Here is a 23,433-nt window from a genome sequence, read left to right as displayed (position 1 = left end):
GTACAGCTACAGCCCCTGCGGTCCTTCCGAGCGCAGGTCGTCCACCTTGCGCATCGCGACGCGCAGTTCCTCCAGCCACGCTTCCGCGTGCTTGCCGGCCAGTTTCACCGTCCAGGCCAGCGCGTCGGCGCGGGAACGGGCGACGCCCGCGTCGACCAGGGTGTCGAGCACCTTGCGTTCCGGCTGACGCAGCCGGGTCATGACGGGTACGGCGAGGTGGGTGAACATGATCCGTTCCCCGTCCACCGATACGCCCCAGGCGACGCTGCGCTGGTAGCGGTGCTGCGCTTCGTTCGCGATCTGCATGCGAGCCGGGCGGGTGGACTCGCGGAACCGAGCCACGGCGCCCTCTTTGGTCGCGCGCGGCACCTCGTCGGTCTGCGTCTCGGCGTCGTCGGTCTGCCGCTGCTCCGGCTGCGGGATCGGCAGCTCACCGATGACGACGATCTCGTCCCGGTCCACTTCGATTACCGGCGGACCGGCGAACCAGTCGCTTGGCAACCTTCCGGCGAACCAGTCCGGCGCATCTGCTGGATCCGGCAGGTCGGCCTGCTGCCAGCCGCCAGGTCGTCCGAAACCGCGGCCGCGGTGTGTGTTTCTCATGGCCAGTCACCTACTTACTGTGGTGCGTGTCTTTCGTTGATTACAAGATTACTTCGCAATCGAGCAGGTGGGTTCCGCTCTGTGCGAACAGGAGTCCGCGCGCTTCGATCGGGGCGCGGATGGGTATTAATTGATTCGAAACGTCCGGTATGGCGGTAACCGCCCGGCTTTTTGTGAAGGCCGGTACGGTTGCGGCGCCGGTTTGCCTTCGAGCGGCCGGGCGATGATCATGAAAGGCCTCCCGAGATGCGAGATCTCGGGGCAGAATTGGGATGCTGAGCATGGGTAACGTCCGCGCTACGGAGGCATCGCGGTCTGGTCTTTTTCGGGTACGGTGGTCTTGTTACTGGAGTGACAAGAGTGAAGAGTGGGCGACATGGATGTGTGGGGATCCCGCCCCTTTCGCGTTCGGGGCGCAATGGCACTCATGGCGGTGGCATCGCTCGCGCTCGCGATCGGGTCGTGTGGGATGCACGAGAAGCAGAATGAAGCCGAGGCAGTCGTAGAGCGCTTCACGGATCTGCTCGACGATCAGGAATACGCCAAGGCGGCGGACCTGACGTCGTACCCCACTGCGGCTTCGGCAACGTTGAAGCAAATGTTCGACGGACTCCAGCCCGGCAAGGTCGACTACCGCAAGACCCAGGTCATCGGCCTGGACCCGCAGTCGGCGATCTTCAGCATGGACGTCGAGTGGAGCTTCGGCGAGAAGAAGACCTGGAACTACAGTCTGCAGGGCAACGTGCGCAAGCTGGCCATCGGCTGGCGGATCTCCTGGGAGCCCGCGGTCGTCATGCCGCAACTGGCGCACAACCGGACGGTGCGGTTGGTGCGGACCCTGCCGTCGCCCGCCCCTCGGGTCAACGACATCGTCGGCGAGCCGCTGATGACCGAGCAGACCATCAACGTCATCAAGCTCGACCCCGCGAAGATGCCCGACCCGGTGGCCTCGACCAATGCCATGGCCAAGGCCATCGAGCCGGTGGCGCCGCTGATCACCGGGCCCGCGCTGATGCAGCAGCTGGCCACCTCACAGGGCAAGCCGATCATCGCGGTGAACCTGCGCGAGGGTGACTTCGCCATTCTGGAGCCGCGCATGGCGCCGATTCCCGGCGTGGTCATGGAGAAGCAGCCGCGGCTGATCTCCGCCGACCGCAGGGTCTGGTCGCCGATGCTGGACGCGTTGCGCAAGGTGCAGCAGGAAAGTCAGGAGGCGCACTCGGGTTGGGGTGTCCAGCTGTTCGAGCGGGACGGCCGGTTCATCACGCAGCTCGCCGGCCAGCAGGGGCCGCCGGGACCGGATATCGCGGGCACCATGGACCAGCGCTTGCAACGCGCCGCCGAGGACGCGGTGGTCAGCGTGGGCGCGCCCGCCTCGATCGTGGCGATCCAGCCGTCCAGCGGGGCGGTGGTCGCGGTCGCGCAGAACAGTTACGCCAGCGAGCACGGCCCCGTGGCGTTCACCGGGTTGTATCCGGTCGGCGGCGCCATGGAACTGTTCCGCACGGTTGCGGCGGTGGCCAAAGGCAAGGCGCCGCACGAGGTTTCGGTGCAGGACGCAGCCCAGGCCGCGACCGCCCTCGGGGTCGGCATCGACTTCGACGTGCCCGGTTTGGACGAGGTGACCGGTCGCCTGGCTGTGGTCGGCCGCAGCGCCGAACAGGTCGTGCAGGGCGCCGGTTCCGACGCGGTGCTGGCCAGCCCGTTCGGCATGGCGATCGCCGCGGCCACGATCGCGCGCGGCTCGGTGCCGCCGCCGATGATCGAGGTCGCTCGGCCGAGCACCACCGACGCCAAGCTCGGCCCGCTGTCACCGGAGGCCACCGATCGGCTGCGCGGCCTGCTGCGCGACGCCACGAACGCGCCGGAGCTGGCGAGTGTGCGCCGCTACCGGGACGTCAACGCGTTCGCCGCGATCGCGGGCCGGGACGGGTGGTTGATCGGGGCCATGGGTGATCTGGTCTTCGCCCTGCACATCAAGGACGTGGACAGCAGGGACGCGACCGCACGAATGGCGGCCAGGATGCTACAGGCGCTGGCGACCCCGGAACCGTGATCGGCTCAGCACGCCGAACGCGGCGCGCCACCCGAGCAGGAACAGCGCGAGCACAGTGCCTGCGACCAGCACGAAGCTGACCGCCGTGCCCTGACCGCTGAGGACCCGCAGCAGCATGCCGCCGACCAAGGTGCTGATCCAGACCACGATGCCGGTCGGCCACAGCGCCGTACCGTCGAACTGCCCTTCGCCGGCTGTGCGCCACCATCGGCCGGACACGATGATGAGCCAGCCCGCGGCCAGCCCGGTGGCGAACGGCCAGAGGGTGCGCAGCAGCCCGGCGAGGACGGCTTCGTCGTGGCTGCGCCTGCCGATCGCGCAGAAGACGACGACGAGCAGCGCATCCGTGACCAGCGGCAGCAGTTTCCTCACGCGGGCAAGCGTAGTGCGGCCATCAGGCGACTCACAGCCGCCGCTGCTCGAATTCCTTCTCGAACTCCGCGTCCTCGGCCTGCCGGGTCCGGAACAGGAAAAGGAAGACGATCCAGCCGACGATGGCGACCAGGATGAAACTCACCATCCGGTAGACGAACGCCGCCGCGACCGCCTGCGCGGCGGGCAGGCCCGCGGCGGCGGTAAGACCGTAGATCAGCGTCGCGTCGACGTAGACGATGCCGCCGGGTGCGAACGGGATGGACCCGACCGCCTTGCCGAGGGCGAACGCGAGCAGCAGACCCGCGATCCGCGGATCGGCGCCGACCGCGTAACAGGCCGCGCCGAGGCAGGCCACATCGGCGAACCGATGGACCAGCGCCCACACCGCAACCAGGACGCCGTCGCGCTTGCCGAGGTCCACCGACTCCAGCTGCTCGAGCACGTCGGCGATCTTGTTCGCGCCCTGTCCTTGCGGGCGCTTGCGCAGCCGGTTGACCAGTGCGAGCTGCCTGCGCAGCAGCGCTTCGAGCGAACCGGGATTGCGCGAGACGTAATTCCCCGCCCACACCAGCGCCACGACGGCGGCCAGCGAGAGGATCAGGTTCAGCGGGCCGACATTCCCGCCCGCGAGCAGCGTGCCGCCGACGCCGAGCAGCGCCAGCCCCACGGCGGCGACCACACCGGAGAACACCAGCTGCCAGGAGGCGACGATCGGACTCGCGCCCCAGCGCCTGGTCTGCCGATAGGTGAACGCGGTGGAGAACACCTGGCCCGCGGGCAGGGTGACCGACATCGCGGTCGCGCCGTAGACAACCGCGACGGACTTCCGCTGACTCACCCCGACCCCGCCCGCGTTGAGCAGCTGTTTCTGCACTCTGGCGAAACCGCTCATGGACACCGCCTGCAGCCAGATCGCGGCCGCGAGCCAGCCCCAGTGGATCTCGGTGAGTTTGCGCCACGATTCGTGCAGACGTGGCCAGAGGTACACGCCCTCGGCGATCAGCAAGGCCAGCAGGGCGGCTCCGAGCACCCATTTCAGCCACCGGAACCTGCCACGGCGGGAATCCGCCGTGGGCGGCGGCGCAGGTTCTCCTGCCAGTTCCCCGTTGGCCGTCACGCCGTCAGCCTAACGAACGCGCCGTTTCGGCATCGGCACCCTCGGGCGCGTCGGTCCGTTCCCGCGGCCAGGCCAGCAGCGTTTTCCTGCGTCTGCCGCGCAGCTGTACCTCGTCGCCGGTTTCCCACTGCTCCTGCTCGCTTTCCTCGGCGAAATACAGCGCGCTGCCCGACGCCAGTGTCCGGCCGGGCCGTTCTTTGGCCAGTTCGGTCAGCCGGGATGCCTCGTTGACCGGGTCTCCGATCACCGTGTACTCGAAACGGTTCGCGGCACCGATATTTCCCGCGACGGCCAAGCCCGCCGAGACGCCGATTCCGATGTCGAGGCCGGGAACTTCCCGCAGGGTCTCGCGCAGTTCCCTGGCGGCGGCCAGTGCGGCGGTCGGCGCGTCCGGGCGGTCCAGCGGCGCGCCGAAGATGGCCAGCGCCGCGTCGCCGACGAATTTGTTCACGAAACCGTGGTGGCGGTCGATCACATCCACCACGATGCGGAAGAACTCGTTCAGCAGGCTCACCACCTCGGTGGGCGGGCGCTCGGCCGCGGTCGCGGTCGATCCGACCATATCGACGAACAGCACCGCGACGAACCGGGTCTCGCCGCCCAGTTCGGTGCCGTAGTCCAGCGCCCGCCGCGCCACGTCCTCGCCGACGTGCTGGCCGAACAGCTCTTGCAGTTCGCGGCGCTTGGCGGCCTCCTCCATCATCCGGTTGAAGCCGACCTGCAGCAGCCCGATGACGCTGCCGTCGAAAACCTCCACCTGAACGTCGCGCGCGCCGCCTTGCACCCGGTCGATCGCCTGGCTGAGCTGGCGCACCGGGTCGGAGATGCTGGAACCGGTGAGCATGGACAACGCGAGGGCCTGCATGATCACCACGCCGCACAGCAGCAGGATGGACAACGCCAGCGACTGGGCGGAGAACTTCACATCCGAGGAGATCTGGGTGACGCACAGCAGCACGATGGCGATGGTGGGTGCGAAGGTGCCCAGTCCCCAGGTCATCGCCATTCTGGTGCCGATGCCGGGCGTCAGGGTGTGGTCGAAGGTCCCCTCGGTGAGCGCCTGGGCCGCGACCGGCCGCAGGATGCGTTCGCCCAGCATGTAGGTGAACCCGAAGACGAAGGTCGCGGCCATGCACTCGGTGACAACGACCGCGCCCGCCAGCGCGGGGGTGTCCTTGATGATCAGCGCGGCGAGGACGGCTCCGCCGGTGAACCACAACGCGAGATGCAGGATCGCCTGACGCAGCGGGGCGTGCAGCGCGGCCATCTGCTCTTGCCGGCTGGGCGGTCCGCCGCGCATCTGCCAGCGCATCACCGGTCGCAGCATCAGGGCGGAGGCGGCCGTGCTGAGCAGGCCGCCGGTCAGGAAGACCAGGGCCGGGATCAGCAGGCCGGTGCGCCTGACGCCGGAGGGCTCACCCTCCGGGACGGGTAGCCCGTACAGGATGAACGCCCACACCAGAACCGCGCCGAAAGCGTTCGCCAGCAGCATCGAGGTCAGGTACAGCGGCCAGCGCGTTCGCATGGTCTGTTTGACCGCTTCCAAGGGCGCCGACACGAGGACCAATCTAGCGTTTCTACAAGTCGGCATGTCCGGGTGCCGATGGGCGCCGCCCTGGTGCAACCCGCTACTGATCGCGGACAGGGCACGGCCGCGCCGGTTGCGCGTACCTCCGTCGACGCTGCGGCCGTACGCGGCCTGACAACGAACTACGTCCGACTGCGCCCCTTTAAGCTCAGGTGGTGACCGAGCCGAAGTCGAGTCCCGAGCGGAAAATCAGTCTGTCGCGGCCCGCGGCGGAGACGGTGCATCCGGTCGTGCGCGTCGCCGCGGAGTGGGGCTGGCGGCTGCTGGTGTTATTCGCGCTGGCGATCGCGGTCACGGCGATCGTGCAGAAATTGGCCACGGTGGTCATTCCGCTCGCCATCGCGCTGCTCGCGGCGGCGCTGCTCGCACCGCTGGTGGACTGGATGCAGCGGATGGGGTTACCGCGCGCGCTGGGCGTCTTCGTCGCCTTGGTCGGGTCGCTCGGTTTGGTCGCCGGTGTCATGACGTTCGTCGTCGAGCAGTTCGTCGCCGGTGTGCCGCAGCTGTCCGCCAAGTTCACCGAGAGCATTCATCAGATCCAGGACTGGCTGATCAATGGACGGCTGCACCTGAGCAATGAGCAGATCCGCAACGCGGGCGACGCCATCGTCAAGGCCATCCAGTCCAATCAGGACAGTCTGACCAGCGGAGCGCTCACCACCGCGACCGTGATCGGCGAGTTGCTCACCGGCACTTTCCTGACTTTGTTCATCCTGATCTTCTTCCTCTACGGCGGGGATCAGATCTGGGAGTTCGTCACCCGGGTCGTGCCGACCCAGCACCGCGAGCGGGTGCGCACCGCGGGGCAACTCGGGTTCGGCACGCTGGTCGGGTTCGTCCGCGCCACCGTGGTGGTCGCCGCGGTGGACGCCATCGGCATCGGCGCCGGGTTGGCCATCCTCGGTGTGCCGTTGGCGCTTCCGCTGGCCTCGCTGGTGTTCATCGGCGCGTTCATCCCGATCATCGGCGCGTTTCTGGCCGGCTTCATCGCGGTGTTCATCGCGCTGGTGACCAAAGGTCTGGTCACCGCACTGATCGTGCTCGGCATCATCATCGCGGTGATGCAACTCGAGGGCCATGTGCTGCAACCGCTGCTGCTCGGCCGGGCGGTCAGCATCCATCCCCTGGCGGTGGTGCTGGCGATCACCGCGGGGCTGGTGATCGGCGGAATTGCCGGAGGTCTGCTCGCGGTGCCGTTCGTCGCGGTGATGAACACCGCGATCCGGTCGCTGCTGGAAGGTCCCGAGGAGCTGTTCGAGGAGCTGCGAACCGGCGACGACCATCGCAGGTTGTATTCGGCCGAACCGGACCGACCCGATCCCGGCCGGTTCGACGTGACGGCGACATTGATCGAGGCAGCGCACCGGCAGGCGGCGGAGCGGAAAGCCGCCGCCGGACGAGAAGCGGGGGAAACGGCCGGTGTGGAAACGGCGGGACCGGCAGGCGCGGCGTGGCAGCGGGCGGAGTCCGAGGAGGGCGGGGAATCCGATGACGGCGCGGCGCACACCTGAATTGCGCTCGGCCGACGTGGCGACCACGCCACTGTGGCGGGCCGCGCAGGCGCTGCGGTTGGTCACGCTGCTGTACGCGGTCGGTCAGCAGATCGCCTCGGCGCCGTACTACACCAACCAGCGGTTGAGCTGGGTGCTCATCGCGCTGATGGCCGTGTGGTCGGGTGCTTCGGCGATCATGTTGTCGCAGTGGCAGTTCCCCGGCGTCGCCCGGTTGCGCGTCTGGGTGGTGATCGGCGATCACGTGGTTGTGATCGGGCTGATGGCCGCCACCAGGCTGGTCGCCGACTACGGCTGGTACCACGGACACCAGACGCTGCCGACCACGCTGTGGGCCACCAATGCCGTGATCGGCGCGGCTATCCTGCGCGGACCGATCGCGGGCGTGCTCTCCGGCGCGCTGATCGCCGCGGTGTCGCTGACCGTGCGCGACCAGTGGGGCGAGGATGTGTGGACGGATGCGACGGTGCCGGTGCTCGTCTCGGTGGGCTTGGCCTTGGGGCTGGCCGCGAACACCGCGCGCCGCGCACAAGACCAACTCGAGCACGCGGTGCGCCTGACCGCGGCCGCCGAAGAGCGCGAACGTCTTTCCCGCGAGGTGCACGACGGCGTGTTGCAGGTGCTCAGCTACATCAAGCGCCGTGGCAGCGAGATCGGCGGCCCCACCGAGGAACTGGCGCTGCGCGCCGGTGAGCAAGAGGTGGCGCTGCGCGTGCTGATCTCCGAGCAGGCCGATCACCGAGACGAAGGCGGGACCGAGGTGGACCTGCGTCCGCTGCTGACCGCGCAGTCCACCCCGAAAGTGTCGGTGTCGACGCCCGGCGATCCGGTGCGGGTCGGGCGCTGGATGGCGAACGAGATCGCGGCCGCCGTGGCCACGGCCCTGTCGAATGTGGAGCTGCACGCCGGGCCGGATGCGAAAGCGTATGTGCTGCTGGAGGACACCGGAGACGAACTGGTGGTCAGTGTGCGCGACGATGGTGTCGGCATCCCGCCGGGCCGATTGGCCGAGGCGGAAGCCGAAGGGCGGATGGGGATATCGCGGTCGATCGTCGGGCGGATCGCGGCGCTCGGTGGCAGTGCGGACCTACTCACCGAGATCGATGGCGGCGTCGGTTTCGGCACCGAATGGGAATTCCGGGTGCCGCGATGAGTGCGGACGGGAGGCGCGGATGACCGACCAGGCGGCCGAGACCATTTCGGTGATGGTGGTGGACGATCACCCGATGTGGCGCGACGGCGTCTCCCGGGATCTCACCGAGGCCGGATTCCACGTGACGGCCACGGCCGACGGCGTCGGCACGGCGACCAGGCGGGCGGCGGCGGTCCGGCCGGACGTGGTGCTGATGGACATGCAGTTCCCCGACGGCAATGGGGCGCAGGCCACCGCGGAGGTGCTGCGCGTCTCTCCGCAGACCCGGGTGCTGGTGCTCTCGGCATCGGCCGAGCGCGACGACGTCCTCGACGCGATCAAGGCCGGGGCCTCGGGGTATCTGGTCAAGAGCGCGTCGGCGGCGGAGCTGATCGACGCCGTCCGCGCCACCGCGGCCGGTCAGGCGGTTTTCACGCCGGGCCTGGCGGGGCTGGTGCTCGGCGAGTACCGGCGTATGGCGACCGCACCCGCGCAGCCCGACGAGCCGCATCGCCCCGCCCTCACCGAACGGGAGACCGAGGTGCTGCGGATGGTGGCGAAAGGACTGTCGGCCAAGCAGATCGCGGCGCGGCTGGGCCTCAGCCATCGCACGGTGGAGAACCACGTGCAGGCGACGCTGCGCAAACTGCAGCTGGCGAACCGGGTCGAATTGACCCGCTATGCCATCGAGCAAGGGCTCGAGTAGCCCGGAAATAACGGCGGACGGAGGCTGGGAATCGGGGATCGCCCTGATGCGGTAGCGGCCGCGCGATCGGTACCCTCGACTGCATGGTCGGCCCCGAATCGGTATCCCATGCGGTCGGCTCCGATGGCGGCAACCCGGCGGCGTCCACGGTGGGTGACCGGGAACTGCGGGTGTCGGACGCGGAGCGCGAACACGTCGGACAGCTCTTGCAGCGCGCGGTCGGCTTGGGCATGCTCTCGCTCGGTGAGTTCACCGAGCGGATGGACACCGCGCTGGCCGCGAAGACCCGCGGAGAACTGAACGCGGTGCTCATCGACCTGCCCGGCGTCCGCCTGATCGGCAGGCCCGCCGCCCCGCCGTCGACCTTCGTGAACTCCTCGCCTGCCTTCGGCAAGCCGGTCCCGCCGGTTCCCGGCTCGAACACGGCGGGCAACGTGATCCGCTCGCGTATGTCCGCGGTCAATCGCCGCGGCCCGTGGCAGGTGGCATCCAGGCTGTATCTGAACAACTGGATGTCCGGGGTGACCCTGGACTTCACCGAGGCGATCATGTCGACCCAGGTGGTCGAGGTGCGCATCGACGACTACTGCGGTTCGGTCACCCTGATCGTGCCCGCCGAGGCCACCGTCGACCTGGACGCGCTGGAGCTGATCGGCTCTAGCGTGAACAACAAGGTCCGCACCGGCCCGCCGCTCGGCCCGCTGCACCTGGTGGTGCACGGTCGGATGCGGCTGGGATCGGTGACCGCCAAGCATCCGTTCATAGCGCACTGGCGCCGATTGTTGGGGCGCTGAGCGGAGTAGGGCGAATCCGGCCGCGATCGCATTTGTGAGACTCGAGCCGGAATGCGAAAGTCGAGGTGGCGGATGCGGATCGGGGAGCTTGCCGAGCGCACCGGCGTCAGTGAGCGGTCACTGCGCTACTACGAGCAGCAGGGGCTGTTGGCGTCCGATCGCACGCCCGGCGGCCATCGCGAGTATCCGGAGCGGGCAGTGGACCGGGTCATTCACATCCAAGAACTGCTCGCCGCGGGCCTGACCAGCAAGAAGATCGGGCGGATCCTGCCGTGCATGCGGGATGCGGACGGCGGCCCCAATGAGTACGCCACCCCGGCGCTCGTCGCGGAGCTGCGGACCGAGCGAGAGCGGATCACCCGCACCATCAATGACCTCGTCCGCTCGCGCGAGGTGCTGGACGAGGTGATCGACCGGGCGGCCGAGCGTTCGGGGAGTTAAGTGTTGACCCCGATGCGGCGGGCGAACGCGCGCAGCGGCACTCGCCGGTCGTGGTCGAGCAGTTCGGAGACGATATGCCGGGGCAGCGTCTGGTACTTCAGCCAGTCTGCTCCGCCCACCCGTTCCGCGGTCAGCAGCGTGTCCAGCGCGCGCTGGTGCTGGCCGGTGCGGGTCAGCGCGACGGCGGTGTCGGCCAGGTGGCGGGCCCGCGACGCCTGCGGGAGACTCCCGTTGACCGGCATGTCCTTGGCGGCGGCCAGCGCCTCCGGGTAGCGCTCGGAGGAGACGTTCACGTCGACGGTCTGCATGACCACCTGCGAAGGGCCGAAATAGGTCTCGTAATCCTGGCGATCCCCGCCGATCCGCAGCGCGACCTCGCCCGCGGTCTCGACCAGCGACAAAGCGCTGTGCACATCCTGCGCCCGGCCCGCGGCGGTCGCGCCCTGCAACACCAGCGAGCCGTAGGCGGACAGATGGGCGGGCGTGACGTCGCCGGAAGGCTCCAGATTCGCCGCCGCGTTCAACGCGACGCCGCGTGACTCGTCGTAGCGCCCCTGCACCAGCAGCTGCCAGGCGACCGAACCGCGGATGGTGGCCAGCAGCAGCGGGTCGTTGCCCAGTTCGGCGGCGCCGAGCGCTTGGCGGATCGCCAGGAACGCCGGATCGGTCTGGCCGAGATGCACCAGTGTGCAGCCGGTTACCCAGTACATCCTGGCCAGCAGCTCGTTGGCGGGCGCGACCGAACCGTTGCGAGCGGCGTGCACGGTGGCGCGCAGCTGGGTCAGCCCGGGCGGAAGGATGGAGGTCAGCAGCTCGTAGCGGCCCGACCAGTAAGCGCCCCAGGCATACTCGACCGAGCGGTGGCCGTCGTCGAGGCTGACCGCCGCTTCCTCCTTGGTTTCGCCGAGCAGATCGTCGACCGGCGTCAGCGCGCGGCGAATGGCGACGATGCCCGCGTCCGGGTCGGCGGACGGCACGCCATGACGTTTGCCGATGAGGTCGGCGATGTCCACGTCCAAGGCGCGCGCGATCTTCTGCAAGCTGGCGATCGAGGCGGTCTGGCGGCCGCCCTGCTCGAGCTTGCGCACCAGATCCACGCTGACCCCGGCCTGATCGGCGAGCTGGCGCTGGGTGAGCGCCTTCCCGCGGAACTGGCGGATCCGAACTCCGATCGACGATTCGTCCATGTACCCAAGTCCTTTTGTTAAATCTGGGTTTCAGGGTACGACGCTAGGTCATCGAACACGACCGAAGTGGGACATTGCGTACGACTAGTTGGCCGCTAGTTGGAATACCGTTGCCTTTCTGCAACTTTGACAGCAAAGGGCGGCGGCAATGATCACCATGCCGAACAACACAGTGCAGGCCGGACGCGCCGATCGCGCGTGCGGGCTCGATGCACAGACCACGCGACCGGCGCGCCACAGCACCACTCGATCGGCACGCCTCGTCAGCGCCCTACCCGCGTTCCCCAGGCGGCGGGTGCGCGACCAGCACGAGTTGCTATGCCGAACGTCCGCTGCCATGAGGGAGCGCAGCGAGCGAATCATCGGCATAGCGCGCACCGTGCATGACGGAGCCGAGCGCCAGCGAGGCGCAGTCATGGGCAAGTCCGGCTTCTTCGGGGCGGGTTAGGGGCATGTTCGAGCGCTGTCATTCTCCCAACGAAGTCGCCCACCTGCTGCGGCATACCTACGGGCTGCCGGTTCAGCTCCTCGCCGGACGCCCGATGATCACCACCGGTTCCATCATCGGCGCGATCGTCATGCCGCCGGAACTGGGCCGTAAGGTCCTGACCCAGCTGGAACGCCACCACACCGCACCCGTGGTCGCCGATCCAGGCGAACGCAACTGGACTTTCCTCGTCACGCCGCCGAGCCCCGCTCGGCCCGTGGAGGTCCCGATCCGGCGCTCCCTCGCCGGTCACCAGGTCACCGTGGTCCCGGGCGGCCGGATCCTCCTGCTGCCGAGTTCCGATTCACCGCTCGGCTGGCACTGGGCAGGGGAGCCCGCGCCCGGCGTCCTGCGGATGCCGCCGCGTTCCGCGGTGATCGAGGCGGTCCACGAGGTTATCGGCCTGCGCGCCTACTGACCATCTGGCGGGGACCGGCTCCCACTCGAGTGCCCGGGTGGGGGCCGGTCGTGTGTAGTGCGCTCCCGGCACCTGCGACCGACGACGGTCAGGTAGATCTCGGCTGTCTACAGGGGTTATTACTCATGCTCGCGCGCGCCGTGGGAACCAGCATGAAGTCATGACTACCTCTATCGATCCGGCGTTGCTCGCGCGGCTCTCCGGCGAGTTCACCACGCTGGGAACGCGTCTGGGTGTGCTCGGTCGTGATCTGGATCTGCTGCGCGAGCAGGTCGCCGCGGACTCCGCCGCAGGTCAGGAGGTTGACACGGAGCTGAGGCGCACGCCATCTGTTGTCCCGAGAACAACGGCGTCGGGGGTGGCGGGCGGTCTGGCTCAACGGGAGTCGGCGCGCGGGACCGGCGATCGCGCATCCGAACGAGTCAGCGGATCGATGCCCGGCTCGGCGGGGGATCCAGCATCTGGCGCGACCGGCGATCCGGCTGCCGATGCGGCAAGCGGTCGGGCCTCGGCGACGACCGGAGTGTCCGGCCAGGCTGCGGCTTCCGTGGCTGGTGGGTTCGCGGCAGCGGATCGCGCGGCTTCGGCGGCGCCTGGTGCGCCAATCGCGGGGGCACCAGCCACGCCGCCTTGGCCCGGTCCTTCGGTGGCTGGTGCGCCGATTCCCGCGCCGCAGCCCCACTACGTTTCGCGTTTCGCCCCGTCATCCAGCGGGGTGTGGGGCGGCGGCGCGCCTTGGCCGCCGAACACCTGGGGGCCGATGCCCGGAGCCGCGCCGCCGCGTCCGCCCGTCCCACCGCACGCGGCTGGTCCGCGGGTCCCGCACACGCCGTGGTGGCAGCGCGACGGCGTGATCAGCCGGATCCTGGCGTTGGCCGGTGTCGCGGTGACGCTGATCGGCGTCGCGATGTTGCTGGTGCTGGCCGCGCAGGCGGGCTTCTTCGGTCCGGTGCCCAGGGTCGTCGCCGGTGGTGTGTTCTCGGCGGCGCTGGTGGGCGCCGGTGTGCGGGTCTTCGGGCGGACCGGCGGGCGGGTCGGCGGAATCGCCTTGGCGGCCACCGGCATCGCCGGTGCCTACCTCGATGTGGTCGCCGTGACCGCGATCTACCACTGGCTGCATCCGGTGCTCGGACTCACGGTCGCCTTCGGTGTCGCCGCCACTGGAGTCGGCCTCGCGATGCGGTGGCGGTCGCAGCCGTTGGCCGTGGTCGTGGTGCTCTCCGTTGCCGCGCTGTCGCCGGTGCTGACCAGCCGCCTGGTGCTGCTCGGGTTCTTGATCGTGTTGCAAGTGGCTTGCATACCGGTTCAATTGCCGCGGAACTGGCCATATCTGCACGCGGCGCGAACGATGCCCGCGGTACTCGCGACCTTGGTATTCCTCGTTGGTGCCGTGCTCGGCACTCCTGCGGCAGGTGAGCGGGCCTGGTTGCTCGTCGCCGCGGCGGCGGTCGCGCTGATCGGGCTCGCCGGCACGATCGTCGTCGTCCGGCCTCGGCCCGCCGACCTCACCGCCTCGCTGACGATGGCGGCGGCGCTGGTCCCGATGCTGATCGCGCCCGCCATGTACGAGGACCGGCGCGCCGCCGTACTGGTGGCGTCGGTCGCCGCGGCGGTGCTCCTGTTCGTCGCCGCGCTGCCCATGCTGCCGAAACTGGGCGCGTACCTGCGGATTCCAGGCCATACCACCGTGGTCGCCGCCGTCGCGGGTTCGATCGCGTTGCTGGAGGCGTGCGTCGGCGTGTCCGAGACCGAGACGCTGCCGATCGCTCTGCTCGTGGTGGCGTTGGCGTTTCTCGGCGTGGCGGGCCAGCAGCGGTCCCGCGTCGCGGCCGGAATCGGGGCGGCATTCGCCGTATTCGGTGGATTCGCGCTGCTGAATGTCGCGGGCCCGGACGTTCTTGCCGCGCAGGCTCGTTCCGAGGCGAATCTGGGCTCGGCGACCGTGCTCGGCGCGGTGCTCGCTCTCGGGGTGGTCGCGGTGACGCTGTGGTGCGCGCGACGGCTGCCCGGTATGGCGGTAGGCGGCGAATTGCAGTGGATCGCCGCGAGCGTCGCGGGACTCTACGCGGTGACCACGGCGACGGTGTCCATCGGCGTCGCCACCGGCGCCAGGAGCGGGTTCCTCATCGGCCACAGCGCCGCGACCATCCTGTGGATGGCGGGCGCCACCGCGGCCCTCCTGTTCGGACTACGCAGGCTTGCCGGCGCACCCGCCGTGGCCAAGCTCGCCCTCGGCTCCGGGTTGCTGGTCACCGCAGCCGCTTTGGCCAAACTGTTCCTCTTCGACCTGGCCACCCTGGACGGACTCGTCCGCGTCGCCGCATTCCTGGTCGTCGGCATCCTGCTGCTCCTGGCCGGAACCCGCTACGCCCGCGCCTTCGCCGACGCGGGAGCGGAACGCGACGCCGCTGACCGGCCGTCGAGTTACCCCGAACGCAACACATAAGCAGTTGCCGACCGAATGCCTCGAAATCCACTGGGTGACGGGCATTGGTGTCCCGGCGGCCGGGAATAGGCCGAGCGATCCGGCGATGCGCATAACTCATCGACCTGGTCGGCCCGGATCAGGATGCAGCTGTGGCTGAGTCGGCGCATCGGCCGGGGCGCGAGGGCCTTCTCACCTGCGCGCTCGGTCGCTCACTCGCGTTCGCGGCGGCGCAGCAGTTCGTTCACGCTGACCGTGCGGCCTTCGCTGTCATGGTGACGCCCCTCGCTGTGCCGCACGCTCTGACGGCGCGAGGACCGGAGTTCGGCCATCCAATTCTCGATGCTGCTGCGGTTGGTGTCCGGGCCGTTGTCCGGCTCCGCAGTCGGCCCGGTCTCGGGCGCGCGATGCGCGGGACCGCCCGTTTCTCGCGAGTGCGGCCGTGGTTCGGGCGGCGTGGAGGCCTGGTGCTGCGGCTCCGGCGACTGGATCGGGCGCGGCGGGGGAGTGACGGACGGGACGTTGGGATGCGCGCTGTGCTCCGGCAGGGCCAGAGAAGGCGACCCGTTCGGATCCCGCGGCGTGCCTGCGGCCGGAGCCGGTCGTGGCCCAGTGGCGTTGTACGTCGTCGCGGACGTCGTCTGCGGTTGCGGATCGGCTTGGTCCGGCGCCGAGTGTGAAGCCACCGGGATCTGCGTAATCCGCCGCGGGCGGAGCGGATCACCCTGCCGTATTGCGGAATTCGTCGGCGGCGTAGGACGCCTCCTGGTCGGATCGTGCGGCGCTGGCGCTGGCGCTGGTGCGGTCTGCGGTGTAGGCGACGGCGGTGGCGTGCGGTCCAGACGCCGCGTGGGCGCGTCGGCCTCGATCTCCGCGACGGTGCGCGGCTTACGCCTGCGTGGCACCTTGTTGGCGGCCGTGATCGCGGGGATCTGCATGGTCACCGGGTCGGTGACCGGCGTGGTCTTGACCAGGTCGACGACATCGCCGCCGCCGGGGCGCTCGTCGTCGAGTATGGGTTCACCGAGGCCGATCTTCTGCTGAACCTTCTTCATCCAGGCGGGGGCCCACCAGCAGTCGTCGCCGAGCAGCTTCATGGTGGCGGGCACCAGCAGCATGCGCAGGATGGTGGCGTCGATGAACAGCGCCGCGATCAGGCCGTAGGCGATGTACTGCATCATCACCAGGTCCGAGAACCCGAACGCGCCGACCACGACGAGCAGGATGAGCGCGGCCGCGGTGATGATGCGGCCGGTGTGCGCGGTCCCCGCCCGCACCGCCTCGGTGGTGGAGGCGCCTTGGGTGCGCGCTTCGACCATGCGGGACAGCAGGAAGACCTCGTAGTCGGTGGACAGGCCGTAGATCACGGCGATGATCAGCACCAGCACCGGTGACATGATCGGCTGCGGCGTGAAGTTCAACAGGCTCGCACCGTTGCCATCGACGAAGATCCAGGTCAGGATGCCGAGCGTGGACCCGAGGCCGAGCGCGCTCATGAGCGCGGCCTTGATCGGCAGCACCAGCGAGCCGAAGGTGAGGAACATCAGCAGCGTGGTGACGAACATGACCAGCGCGATCATCGCAGGCATCCGATCGAGCAGCGCGTCGATGCTGTCCTTCTGGATCGTGGGCTGGCCGCCGACGAAGAGCTGGACGTTGTCGGGAACGTCGATCGAGCGCAGGTATTCGATGGTCGGATCGGCGTTTTCCGAATCCTCCAGCGTCGCGCTCGTCCGGTAGACATCGGGTTGGCTGTTGGAGCGGCTCGGCACCTCGAACTTGCCGGTGAGGCCGGGGGCTTCGCTGGCTTGCTTCCACACCTTGCCGACCGCGTTGCTGTCATCGGAGACCATGACCAGCTGGACCGGATCGGTCTTCTTCAGCGGGAAGACCTCGTAGAACTCCTCCAGTGCCACGCGGGTCTTGTTGTCCGGCGGCAGGTACCGCTCGTTGATGCCACCAAAGGCCAGGTTCTTCACCGGGATGATGAGCAGCAGTAGGCCGATGCAGATCGGCACGGCGATCTTGAGCGGGTGCTTCATCACCCACTGCGTGATCCTGCCCCAGAAGCCGTTCTCGACTTCCTCCGCGGTCTTGTTCTTGCGGAATGCCTTCAGGCCCAGCATGTCCACGCGTGGGCCGAGCACGCCGAGCATCGCGGGCAGGATGGTGATGGCGGTCAGTGCGGCCAGCGAGACCGTCGCGATGGTGCCGTAGGCCACCGATTTCAGGAAGCCCTGCGGGAACAGCAGCATGCCGCCGAGGCTGGCGATGATCATGGTCGCGGAGAACACCACGGTGCGGCCCGCCGTCATCACCGAGCGCCGGACCGCGGCGCGGGTGTCGTAGCCCTCGGCCAGTTCCTCGCGGAAACGGCTGACGATGAACAGGCCGTAGTCGATGGCGAGGCCGAGCCCGATCATCGAAACAACGCCGGAGACGAACGAGTTCACCTCGGTGAACTTCGTCAGGAACATGATGATGCCGTTGGCGCCGATGACTGTGAGACCGCCGACGACCAGCGGCAGACCGGCGGCGACCAGGCCGCCGAAGATGAAGAAGAGCAGCACCGCGACCGCCGGGATGGCGAGCATCTCCATGCGCTTTTGGTCGGCGGCCATGGTGTCGTTGAGCGTGCCTGCCACCGCCTGCAAGCCGGTAACCTGGACGTCGACGCCCGGAATGTAGAAGACGTCCTTCACTTTCCGGAAGTTGCGGACCATCTCGGTGTCGTTGTCGCCGACGATGGCGATCGAGGCGAAGGTGTACTTCTTATCCTTTGAACCAAAGAGCGAAGGCGACGCCGGTCCGGTCTCCGTCTGCCAGTAGGCGCCGTTCACCTTGGCGATCTCGTCCGGGTGCTCCTTGGGCAGCCGGTTGAGGCTGTCGACGATCTGCTGCCGGAACGCCGGGTCGTCGATCGTCTTGCCCTCGGGCGCGGTGTAGAGCACGATCACGTCGCTGCTGTGGTCGCGTCCGAACGCCGCGTCCGAGATCCGCGCCGCCTCCGCCGATTCCGATGTCGGATCGTCCCATCCGCTGGAGCTGAGGTGGTGTTCGAGGCCGAAGCCGTATCCGCCCAATGCCAAGAGGGCCGCGGCCACGATTCCGATAACGGCGAAGCGCAGCCGGTAGGCCAGATCGCCCCAGCGTGTGAACACTAAGCGACTCCTTGCGCAGGGCGAGAGGTGAGCAGTGCCGACAGCGGCCGGAACGGCTGCAGCCAGGCACCCTCGTCGGGCAGCGAGTCGAGGCTCACCCGGGGCAGTGGTTCACGGAATACGCCCGGAATGTCCTCGAGGTCGATGAATTCGAGAGTATCGGATGTGACGGCCCAACTCGCGTGCTCGCGGAAGCCGAGCACTTGCACCGGTACACCGTTGGCGGCGAGTTCCTCCAGCGGTTCGCGAAACGCCTGGCCATCGGCCGACGCGACCATGATCCCGGCCAAACCGGCGCCGCGGCTGCGTAACGCGATGTGCGCCAGCATGTCGGCGTCGACATCGGAGTCGTCGTCGATCTTGGGTTTGGCGAAGACCGCGTAGCCGACGTTGCGCAGCGCCTCCACCCATGGCCGCACCACGTCGGCGGTGCCCGGCGCGATGTTGGTGAAGACGGTCGCCTCGGGTTCGACGCGATGCACGCTGCCCACCGACAACTCGGCGGTTCTGGCCAGCAGCCAGCGGCCGAGGGCATCGAAACGCGGGCGGTAGGCGGCGGTCGGCCGCCCGCCCAGGATGGCGCCGAGGCCCATGTCGAGGTTCGGGGCGTCCCAGACCAGCAGGACCCGGCGCACGTCCGGCGCCGCGCCGCCAAGGCCTTCGGCTCCGCCTCCGTGCACCTCCCCCGCAACATCGACTACCTCGTGGGCCATCTCACTGACGCTCATTGGTCGATCTTCCCCCATATGAGCTCGGTGATGGCGCTACCGGCGCGATGCGCCTTGCCTTCGAATTTCGTCACGGGCCTTTCGAACCCGATCGGCGCGGTCGCGCGATGCTGTGCGCTGTCTCCGCCCGTGGCCTCGTTCAGCCCTCTGAGCAGCGGTTCCGCCATGCCGACCTGATGAATGTGCTCGGCGTAGCCGGCGTGGTCGGTGGCGACGTGCAAAACACCGCCCGGCTTCAGGCGGCTGGCGATCAACGCGACCGTCGCGGGTTGCAGCAGCCGCCGCTTGTGGTGGCGCGCCTTGGGCCACGGATCAGGAAAGAACACTCGGACGCCGGTCAGCGACTCTTCGGCAATCATGTGCTCCAGCACGTCGACCGCGTCGCCGCGCAGCAGCCGGATATTCTCGATCCCTTCGCGCTCGATGCGCTGCACCAGCTGCGCGAGGCCCGGCTGGTAGACCTCGATGCCGATCAGGTTCAGATGCGGCTCGGCCTGTGCCATGGCGGCAGTCGCGGTGCCCGTGCCGCAGCCGATCTCGATGACCAGCGGCGCCTTGCGACCGAACCAGGCGGTCGCGTCCAGCGGCTCGTCGGCCACCTCGCGACCGATCGTCGGCCACATCCGGTCCCAGGATTGCTGTTGGGTCGCGGTCAGCGCGCCCCTGCGCGACCGGAAGCTGGTGACCCGGGGGTACAGGCGGGAGCCGGTCTTGTGCCGGGGCCCGCCTTCGGCCGAGGCCGAAACTGTGGACGGCGGGCCCGGAACTGATTCGGCAGTGTGGTTCACGGCGTCGTTCACGGCGTCCATTGTCCAGCATCCGGCGATCCGTGCGGCAGGCGGTTGTGCACGGACCGCTGAGCGGGAGGTCAGGCGGCGCGCGCGGGCGCGATCCTGGCCGCGGTCGGTTGCTGCTGGCGCAGCGGGCGGCCGAGCGCGACCTTGGCCGCGGTCACCGCCATTTCCAGCAGGCCACGCACCCCCGACGGCGAGGCGGCGACCGACCACACGGTCGTGTCGCCGACGTCGCTCACCGGTTGCCCGGCGAACCGATCGGCCAGCCAGTCCAGGCTCACCGGAGTGGACAGCGGCAGCAGCGACAGGTGCTCGCTGAGCCGGTCGCGCACGTAGGTGACCATGGCTCCGCCCCGGCGGTACCGCTCCACTTGGCCGTCCACGGCCGCCACGTGGATGACCTGATCGTGCACGGGTTGCAGCACGAGCAGCGGGCAGGCCGGTGTCGCGTTGCCGAGGCGCAGATCATCGAACATCGCCGTCAGTTCCGGCGTGTCGAGTACCTCGGCGAGGGGGCGGCTGAGAAAGTCGTCCACTTTCTTGTGGGCGAGGCCGAGGACCGCGCCGACCGGTGTCGCGTTCTCCGCGTGGACGACGAACCGATGGCCCTCGGGGCTGAGCTCGTGATCGATCAGCCTGCTCAGGGCGGGATAGAGCCTGCGGAGCGCGGCGATCACGATGGCGGGCAGGCCCGCGTAGGCGGTGCCGTTGAGCCGGTCGAAGATCTGGCGCGGGTCGCCGACCGGGGCGCCGAGCACCGCGCCGACGATGTCGAGTTCGGGGGCGTACGTCGGCGCCATCTCGACCGTCCACGAGCTGGCCATGCCGCCGCCGGAGTAGCCCCACACCGCGACCCGGGTGTCGGGGGCGAGACCGAGCGGCGCGAACCGCAGGGCGGCGCGGATGCCGTCGAGCGCACGGTAGCCGGGCTCGCGCGGGGCGCCGAAGTTTCCGTGCGGGCCCTCGTGGTCGGCGATGGTGACCGCCCAGCCGCGCCGCAGCGCGTTCGCGACCAGCAGCCATTCGAGCTGGGTGATGGAGCCGAGTGCACGGGCTCCGTAGCGCAACGCGTACGACGGCGAACACTTCTCGGTCACCGCGTCCATCGCGGTCTGGAACGCCAGCAGCGGTCGGTCCTCGTCCGGTTCGGCGTCCAGCGGCAGCAGGACCGTGGTGATCGCCGCCTCCGGGGCGCCGTGCAGGTCAGAGCTGCGATAGAGCAGCTGCCAGGCGGCGACCTGCTGTGGGATGACGCCGAACAGCGCCAGGTCGATCTTCCTGCTGCGCAGGATGGTTCCCGGCGGCTTGGTCGCGAAGCCCTTGGGCGGCCGGTGGAACGGGTCGACGCTCGGGAGCAAGGGCCCGTGATCCGGGGCGGGAACAGGCTCAGGATCGACAACGCAGGTGAATTCCGCGGTCATCGCAACCTCCGCATCGTTGTGGTCGTTGCCGATTCGAGACCTAACATTGCGTTTTGATAACGGTGCTGACCTCAAAGAGAGGGTAAATGACCAACCACAGGTCTGTGAACCCCCTGTTACCAGGACTATCGGTACTAGACTCCGCCGCATGAACAGACCGACCGTGTTCATCACCGGTGCGGCAGCCGGGATCGGTCGGGCCACCGCACTTCTTTTCGCCGCGCAGGGCTATCACGTCGGCGCTTATGACCTCGACGAGGTCGGTCTGACCAGGCTGGCCGCCGACATCACCGGCAAGGGCGGCAGCGTGCGCACCGGCGTGCTGGATGTGACGAACGACACGCACTGGGCGCAGCGGCTCGCGGAGTTCGATGCCGAGAACGGGCGGCTGGACATCCTGGTGAACAACGCGGGCATCCTGCGCGCCGGGCCGTTCGAGTCCATCGATCTGTCCGCGCACCGGGCGATCGTCGAGGTCAACCTGGTCGGCGTGCTCGCGGGGACGCACAGCGCGTTCCGCTACCTGCGCGCCACCCCCGGCGCCCAGGTGGTCAACCTCTGTTCGGCCTCGGCGATCTACGGCCAAGCCGAGCTCGCGAGCTACGGCGCGACCAAGGCGGCGGTCAAAAGCTTGACCGAGGCCCTCGATCTCGAGTGGGAACCCCACGACATCCGGGTGATCGCCATCTGGCCGCTGTTCGTCGCCACCGCGATGGTGGAGGGTGTGACCACCGGGACGACGAAGTCGCTCGGTGTGCGGTTGACCGCCGATGACGTCGCCGCCGGAATCTGGGCGGCCACCCGCAAGCGCGGCAGGCTGCCGAAGGTGCACTACGAGATCGGCGTGCAGGCGAAGGTGCTGGCCACCGTCGCGAAATACGCCCCGAACTGGGCAGTGCGGACCGCGAACAAGTTCTTCAGCGGCAGCTGAACGGTCGAGCCGGTCCGGCGGCGCGACTTCTGACAGAATTGCGCACCGAACAAGGGGGTGCAGCATGCCGACAGCCACTGAATCCGACGGGCCACTGCGCGGGCGGGGCGTTCCGTCGCCCGACCACGATCAGCTCGACAAGCTGCTCGCCGAACTGCGTTTCGGAGCGGGACCCGACCCGCAGATCGGCTATGCCGCCGCGGCAGCCGTCAGCGCTTGGCGCAAACCGCCGCGTATCCAGGTGACCGGGCGTGCCCACGCGGGACGGACAACGGTGCTGCACGCGCTCGCGCTGCTGTCCGCGGTGGAGACCGATCCGGTGGACGAGCCGGGGGCGCCCGATCCGGAACTCGACGCCGACATCGTTGTCTACGTGTTGTCCGTCGCGCCGACGCCCGCCGACCGCAGAGTCTTGGCCACCCTGCCGCCGCAACGCACGGTCGTGGTGCTGAACAAGGCCGACGCGATCGGCTCCCGCTGGGGCGACGCGGTGGCCGCGGCCGAACAATACGGCCGGGAACTGCGGGTTCCAGTCGTTCCGGTCGTCGCGTCGCTGGCGGTGCGCACCAGGGCGGGCGCGATGACCACCGACGACCTGGTCCTGTTGCGCAAGCTCGCGACCGAGGCGGACCCCGCGCTGGTGTTGTCGCCGGATCTGTTCGTCGCGCCGGGGCCGGATGTCGCCGAGCGCGAGCAGTTGTTGCAACGCTGGGACCTCTACGGCGTGGTCTGCGCCTGCACCGCCCTGCGCCACGATCCGGAGCTCGCGCCGCAGGCGCTGGTGCAGATCCTGCACGCCGCCAGCGGCATCGACGCGCTACACCGGCTGCTACACCGCCGCTACGAGCAGGTCTCCGCGCTGCGCGGCGGTGAGCTGCTCGACGAACTGGCCCGGTTGGCCGCCAGCGCGGTTCCCGAGCAGGGCGGCCGTGCTCGCGACCTGCTGGAGGCCTATCTCTACGGTGACGACGCCCTCTGGCTCGGGCTCTGCGCGGGCTTGGCCCGGCCCGAGGTGGCTCACCTCGCCGCGGGCTATCCCGCTCCGGCGCCCTCGGACGCCGATGACGCGATGTCCCGCGCCGTCCGGTGGCGCGCCGTCGTCACCAGCGACATGCCCCCCGCGGCCCGCCGCGCCGCCTTACGCGTGCACAACGGGTACGTCCGACTATGGGAACGGATGAGCAGTGCCGGTCTCTGAGCCCTCGGATGTACCGGCGGAGGCTGCCGAGGCGGCTGGTTCGGCGCCGGGCACCGGAACCACCGACCCAGGCTCACCGGCTGACGGTGGGCACGCCGTGGACCCCGACAGCGTGCGCGCCCTCTCTCCCGAGGTCGAGGCGGTGGTCGCGCGGTGGAATCCGCAGGGTTTGGCGCTGCTGCGTGCGGTGCACGGCTCCGGTGCTGCGAGGACGGTCACGGTGATCGGTCCCGCCGATGTCAACACCACGCTGCTGCGGACCGAGCTGGCCCGTTTCGAGCCGCGCATCACGTTGTCCGAGCCGATTCCCGACGCGCGGGCGGCTGTGGAGACGACATCGCCGTCCATCGGATCGCCGCC

General features: G+C 69.0%; 19 protein-coding genes and 1 pseudogene. 11 read left to right on the top strand and 9 right to left on the bottom strand.

Features of this window, described 5'->3' with window-relative positions; genetic code table 11:
- Positions 1–6: 6 nt before the first annotated feature.
- Entirely contained in the window at positions 7–603 is a 597-nt protein-coding gene (abmR, locus tag NA4_RS07765; RefSeq protein ID WP_067466215.1) for an ATP-binding transcription factor AbmR, read from the bottom strand.
- Positions 604–1,030: 427 nt separating this feature from the next.
- Between abmR and NA4_RS07760 the strand changes: the two genes are divergently transcribed.
- Positions 1,031–2,659: an NTF2-like N-terminal transpeptidase domain-containing protein gene (locus tag NA4_RS07760; RefSeq protein WP_245671179.1), complete on the top strand. Its 1,629-nt coding sequence runs from the start codon at positions 1,031–1,033 to the stop codon at positions 2,657–2,659.
- On the opposite strand, the gene NA4_RS07755 is transcribed toward NA4_RS07760, so the two are convergent.
- The 3 genes from NA4_RS07755 to NA4_RS07745 are packed head-to-tail and all read right to left on the bottom strand — an operon-like array spanning position 2,630 to position 5,676.
- Entirely contained in the window at positions 2,630–3,031 is a 402-nt protein-coding gene (locus NA4_RS07755; protein WP_067466212.1) for a DUF3054 domain-containing protein, read from the bottom strand. The genes NA4_RS07760 and NA4_RS07755 overlap by 30 nt on opposite strands.
- 31 nt (positions 3,032–3,062) lie before the next feature.
- Complete coding sequence (locus NA4_RS07750; protein WP_067466210.1) at positions 3,063–4,151, bottom strand: lysylphosphatidylglycerol synthase transmembrane domain-containing protein; 1,089 nt, start codon at positions 4,149–4,151, stop codon at positions 3,063–3,065.
- Positions 4,152–4,155: 4 nt separating this feature from the next.
- Complete coding sequence (locus NA4_RS07745; protein WP_174552914.1) at positions 4,156–5,676, bottom strand: adenylate/guanylate cyclase domain-containing protein; 1,521 nt, start codon at positions 5,674–5,676, stop codon at positions 4,156–4,158.
- A gap of 281 nt (positions 5,677–5,957) precedes the next feature.
- On the opposite strand from NA4_RS07745, the gene NA4_RS07740 reads away from it, so the two are divergent.
- From NA4_RS07740 to NA4_RS07720, 5 genes are all read left to right on the top strand, one after another.
- A complete protein-coding gene (locus tag NA4_RS07740; RefSeq protein WP_245671180.1) occupies positions 5,958–7,250 on the top strand; it encodes an AI-2E family transporter in 1,293 nt (430 codons plus the stop codon).
- Positions 7,228–8,403 (top strand): MacS family sensor histidine kinase, encoded by a 1,176-nt coding sequence (macS, locus tag NA4_RS07735; protein ID WP_067466207.1) that lies wholly within the window; start codon positions 7,228–7,230, stop codon positions 8,401–8,403. The genes NA4_RS07740 and macS overlap by 23 nt, the downstream gene beginning before the upstream one ends.
- A 19-nt stretch (positions 8,404–8,422) precedes the next feature.
- Positions 8,423–9,088, top strand: coding sequence for a response regulator (locus tag NA4_RS07730; protein ID WP_067466204.1), 666 nt, complete (start codon positions 8,423–8,425; stop codon positions 9,086–9,088).
- A 149-nt stretch (positions 9,089–9,237) separates the two neighbouring features.
- On the top strand, positions 9,238–9,882 hold the full coding sequence (locus tag NA4_RS07725; RefSeq protein WP_067466241.1) for a DUF1707 SHOCT-like domain-containing protein: 645 nt from the start codon (positions 9,238–9,240) through the stop codon (positions 9,880–9,882).
- Between the two features lie 72 nt (positions 9,883–9,954).
- Positions 9,955–10,323: a MerR family transcriptional regulator gene (locus NA4_RS07720; protein WP_067466199.1), complete on the top strand. Its 369-nt coding sequence runs from the start codon at positions 9,955–9,957 to the stop codon at positions 10,321–10,323.
- Here the strand turns inward: NA4_RS07720 and NA4_RS07715 are convergent.
- On the bottom strand, positions 10,320–11,510 hold the full coding sequence (locus NA4_RS07715) for a helix-turn-helix domain-containing protein (protein ID WP_067466196.1): 1,191 nt from the start codon (positions 11,508–11,510) through the stop codon (positions 10,320–10,322). The genes NA4_RS07720 and NA4_RS07715 overlap by 4 nt on opposite strands.
- A 452-nt stretch (positions 11,511–11,962) precedes the next feature.
- Between NA4_RS07715 and NA4_RS07705 the strand changes: the two genes are divergently transcribed.
- Positions 11,963–12,415 (top strand): hypothetical protein, encoded by a 453-nt coding sequence (locus tag NA4_RS07705; RefSeq protein ID WP_067466191.1) that lies wholly within the window; start codon positions 11,963–11,965, stop codon positions 12,413–12,415.
- A gap of 160 nt (positions 12,416–12,575) precedes the next feature.
- Positions 12,576–14,861: a DUF2339 domain-containing protein gene (locus NA4_RS07700; RefSeq protein ID WP_245671178.1), complete on the top strand. Its 2,286-nt coding sequence runs from the start codon at positions 12,576–12,578 to the stop codon at positions 14,859–14,861.
- A gap of 191 nt (positions 14,862–15,052) precedes the next feature.
- On the opposite strand, the gene NA4_RS07695 is transcribed toward NA4_RS07700, so the two are convergent.
- From NA4_RS07695 to NA4_RS07680, 4 genes are read right to left on the bottom strand one after another with little or no spacing between them, the layout of a single operon-like run.
- Positions 15,053–18,001 (bottom strand): MMPL family transporter, encoded by a 2,949-nt coding sequence (locus tag NA4_RS07695; RefSeq protein WP_067466183.1) that lies wholly within the window; start codon positions 17,999–18,001, stop codon positions 15,053–15,055.
- Positions 18,001–18,729: an NYN domain-containing protein gene (locus NA4_RS07690; RefSeq protein ID WP_084496883.1), complete on the bottom strand. Its 729-nt coding sequence runs from the start codon at positions 18,727–18,729 to the stop codon at positions 18,001–18,003. The genes NA4_RS07695 and NA4_RS07690 overlap by 1 nt, the downstream gene beginning before the upstream one ends.
- Entirely contained in the window at positions 18,726–19,538 is an 813-nt protein-coding gene (trmB, locus tag NA4_RS07685) for a tRNA (guanosine(46)-N7)-methyltransferase TrmB (protein ID WP_067466181.1), read from the bottom strand. Before trmB ends, NA4_RS07690 begins: the two co-directional genes overlap by 4 nt.
- Before the next feature lie 59 nt (positions 19,539–19,597).
- Positions 19,598–20,944: a lipase family protein gene (locus NA4_RS07680; protein WP_067466179.1), complete on the bottom strand. Its 1,347-nt coding sequence runs from the start codon at positions 20,942–20,944 to the stop codon at positions 19,598–19,600.
- Between the two features lie 148 nt (positions 20,945–21,092).
- On the opposite strand from NA4_RS07680, the gene NA4_RS07675 reads away from it, so the two are divergent.
- The 3 genes and pseudogenes from NA4_RS07675 to NA4_RS41905 form a co-directional block, all read left to right on the top strand.
- A complete protein-coding gene (locus NA4_RS07675; RefSeq protein ID WP_067466177.1) occupies positions 21,093–21,875 on the top strand; it encodes an SDR family oxidoreductase in 783 nt (260 codons plus the stop codon).
- A 64-nt stretch (positions 21,876–21,939) separates the two neighbouring features.
- Positions 21,940–23,073, top strand: a complete 1,134-nt coding sequence (locus NA4_RS07670; protein WP_067466175.1) for a P-loop NTPase family protein — start codon at positions 21,940–21,942, stop codon at positions 23,071–23,073.
- A pseudogene (locus NA4_RS41905) lies at positions 23,060–23,433 on the top strand (hypothetical protein); the annotation flags it as partial. The gene NA4_RS07670 and the pseudogene NA4_RS41905, both read left to right, overlap by 14 nt.

It is taken from the genome of Nocardia amamiensis NBRC 102102 (assembly GCF_001612745.1).
GTDB classification, from domain to species: domain Bacteria; phylum Actinomycetota; class Actinomycetes; order Mycobacteriales; family Mycobacteriaceae; genus Nocardia; species Nocardia amamiensis.
Note: the sequence above shows the minus strand (reverse complement) of the source record. Positions and strands in the feature narration are given on the sequence as shown.

Excerpts from the sequence above, each read along its gene's own strand:
- trmB (WP_067466181.1), bottom strand. The coding sequence starts at position 19,538 with ATGGACGCCGTGAACGACGCCGTGAACCACACTGCCGAATCAGTTCCG.
- NA4_RS07745 (WP_174552914.1), bottom strand. The coding sequence starts at position 5,676 with ATGCGAACGCGCTGGCCGCTGTACCTGACCTCGATGCTGCTGGCGAAC.
- NA4_RS07670 (WP_067466175.1), top strand. The coding sequence starts at position 21,940 with ATGCCGACAGCCACTGAATCCGACGGGCCACTGCGCGGGCGGGGCGTT.
- NA4_RS07680 (WP_067466179.1), bottom strand. The coding sequence starts at position 20,944 with ATGACCGCGGAATTCACCTGCGTTGTCGATCCTGAGCCTGTTCCCGCC.
- macS (WP_067466207.1), top strand. The coding sequence starts at position 7,228 with ATGACGGCGCGGCGCACACCTGAATTGCGCTCGGCCGACGTGGCGACC.
- NA4_RS07675 (WP_067466177.1), top strand. The coding sequence starts at position 21,093 with ATGAACAGACCGACCGTGTTCATCACCGGTGCGGCAGCCGGGATCGGT.
- NA4_RS07705 (WP_067466191.1), top strand. The coding sequence starts at position 11,963 with ATGTTCGAGCGCTGTCATTCTCCCAACGAAGTCGCCCACCTGCTGCGG.
- NA4_RS07760 (WP_245671179.1), top strand. The coding sequence starts at position 1,031 with ATGGCGGTGGCATCGCTCGCGCTCGCGATCGGGTCGTGTGGGATGCAC.
- abmR (WP_067466215.1), bottom strand. The coding sequence starts at position 603 with ATGAGAAACACACACCGCGGCCGCGGTTTCGGACGACCTGGCGGCTGG.
- NA4_RS07730 (WP_067466204.1), top strand. The coding sequence starts at position 8,423 with ATGACCGACCAGGCGGCCGAGACCATTTCGGTGATGGTGGTGGACGAT.
- NA4_RS07700 (WP_245671178.1), top strand. The coding sequence starts at position 12,576 with ATGACTACCTCTATCGATCCGGCGTTGCTCGCGCGGCTCTCCGGCGAG.
- NA4_RS07690 (WP_084496883.1), bottom strand. The coding sequence starts at position 18,729 with ATGAGCGTCAGTGAGATGGCCCACGAGGTAGTCGATGTTGCGGGGGAG.
- NA4_RS07715 (WP_067466196.1), bottom strand. The coding sequence starts at position 11,510 with ATGGACGAATCGTCGATCGGAGTTCGGATCCGCCAGTTCCGCGGGAAG.
- NA4_RS07720 (WP_067466199.1), top strand. The coding sequence starts at position 9,955 with ATGCGGATCGGGGAGCTTGCCGAGCGCACCGGCGTCAGTGAGCGGTCA.